Genomic DNA, 1,757 nt, shown 5'->3' with positions numbered 1-1,757 from the left:
GGCCGGCGCGGTCGTCGTCGTGGCCGCGCTCGCGGTCGTCGTGCCCCGGACAGACCTGTACGCCCGGCTCACCGGCGACCCGGCCTTCGACGGCAACGCCGCCTCGGGCACGGTCGACGCGCGCCGGCAGGCCTGGGACGCGGTCCTGGACTGGACGGACGAGAAGCCCGGGCGCGTCGTCACCGGGGCGGGCTTCGGCCCGGACTTCCTCGCCCGGTCCGGCGCCGCCGCCCAGCTCGAGGGGACGACCTACGACGACGTGCGGGCCCCGCACGACTACCCCATCAACACGTACGCCCGGATGGGCCTGGTCGGGCTCGCGGCGCTGGCGTGGGTGCTGGCCGCGGCCGCCTGGCGAGGGGGGCGCAGCCTGCGCCGCCACCCCGGCATCGAGGCGCTCTTGCCCGCGCTGGTCGCGACGGTCCTGTTCGTTCCCGCGCTGGTCGGCGTGATCCTGGAGTCCCCCTTCGGCGCCGTCCCGTTCTTCTGGGCGGTCGGGGCGCTACTTCTCCCGTGCCGGGCAGCAGACGAGGAGGCCGAGCGGACGCCGCCGTCAGCGGCGGCGTGACCGGCGGAACACCGCGGCCGCCGCAGCGAGCACGCCGAGCGCGCCCCCTCCCCAGGCCACGAGGACGCCGACCGCCATCGGACGCGAGGCGTTGATCTGCGGCCGGCTGCCCGTCAGCGTGCCCACGGCCTTGACCGGGAGCCGCCAGGACGCCGCGAGCCCTTGCGCCCGGAGCCGGGCCGCGATCTGCCGGGCGCGCAACCGGCGTGCAGCCGATCGGAGCTGGTCCGCGGGGACCCGGGGCCCGGCGTACCTCGCCTTCGCCGCGTCCTCCTCGGCCTGGTAGCCCGCGACGTCCGCGGACTTCTGCCCCGGCAGCAGGCGGAAGGCGCCGAGGACCACGGGCAGGTGGCGCGGAGGCGCGACCTCGGCGAAGCGGAGCCACAGGTCGTAGTCCATGGCGAAGTGCAGATCGGTGCGCACCCCGCCGACGCGCTCGTAGAGGCTGCGCCGGAAGAACGTGCTCTCCTGCGGCAGGTAGACCCGCAGGCTGGCGAGCTCGGCGGAGGAGACCTGCACGGTCGGCTGCACGTCGAGGACCTCGCCGTCCGCCCCCACCAGGAGCGAGTCGCCGTACGCCCACTGCAGCCCCGGGTCGTCCGCGAACGCGCGGCCGACGGCCTGCAGGGCGCCCGGCCGCAGCAGGTCGTCGCTGTTGAGCCACCCCAGGACCTCGCCGGTGGCCCGCGCGAAGCCGGCCGCGAGCGCGGCGGACTGCCCGCCGTCCGGCTGCGACTGCCAGTAGGAGATCGCCGCCGCGTGCTCCTCGACGACCGCGACGGACCCGTCGGTGGAACCGCCGTCCATGACGATCAGCTCGAGGTCCGGGTAGCCCTGGTCGACGATGCTCGCCAGCGCCGCCCGCAGGTAGCCGGCCTGGTTGTAGGACGGGACGACGAGCGTGATGCGGGGCAGCCGCACGTCGTCCGTGCCGGCCCCAACGCGCTTCCCCGCCTTCGACCCACGCATGGCGGCCGAGCATAGTGGCGGCCTGTCCCGGGCCCTCCTCGCCTGTACGGTGCCCGGGACCCCTAGCGAAGGAGACCGCGCTTGCCAGCCGCGAACGGGACCGGTCGTCCGGGCGTCACCGTCGTCACGGTGACCCGGAACGACCTCGCCGGGCTGCGCCGGACGATGGAGAGCCTGCGCGTGCAGGACGACCGGGACGTCCAGCACGTCGTGATCGACG

The 1,757-nt window shown here is 75.6% G+C and carries 2 protein-coding genes; one reads left to right on the top strand and one right to left on the bottom strand.

Going from position 1 to position 1,757, the window contains the following annotated elements; genetic code table 11:
- On the top strand, positions 1-568 hold a 568-nt coding region (locus G9H71_RS22520), incomplete at its 5' end, for an O-antigen ligase family protein (RefSeq protein ID WP_166284984.1).
- On the opposite strand, the gene G9H71_RS22515 is transcribed toward G9H71_RS22520, so the two are convergent.
- Positions 554-1,537: a glycosyltransferase family 2 protein gene (locus G9H71_RS22515; RefSeq protein WP_166284983.1), complete on the bottom strand. Its 984-nt coding sequence runs from the start codon at positions 1,535-1,537 to the stop codon at positions 554-556. The two genes, G9H71_RS22520 and G9H71_RS22515, sit on opposite strands and share 15 nt — an antisense overlap.
- Positions 1,538-1,757: the final 220 nt, after the last annotated feature.

Origin of the sequence: Motilibacter deserti, assembly GCF_011250635.1 — a bacterium.
In the GTDB taxonomy this organism is placed as follows: domain Bacteria; phylum Actinomycetota; class Actinomycetes; order Motilibacterales; family Motilibacteraceae; genus Motilibacter_A; species Motilibacter_A deserti.
The sequence above is the reverse complement of the archived record's forward strand: the minus strand, read 5'-3'. Positions and strand labels throughout refer to the sequence as shown.

What these genes read in the sequence shown, in the direction of transcription:
- G9H71_RS22515 (WP_166284983.1), bottom strand. Translation starts at nt 1,537, where the DNA reads ATGCGTGGGTCGAAGGCGGGGAAGCGCGTTGGGGCCGGCACGGACGAC.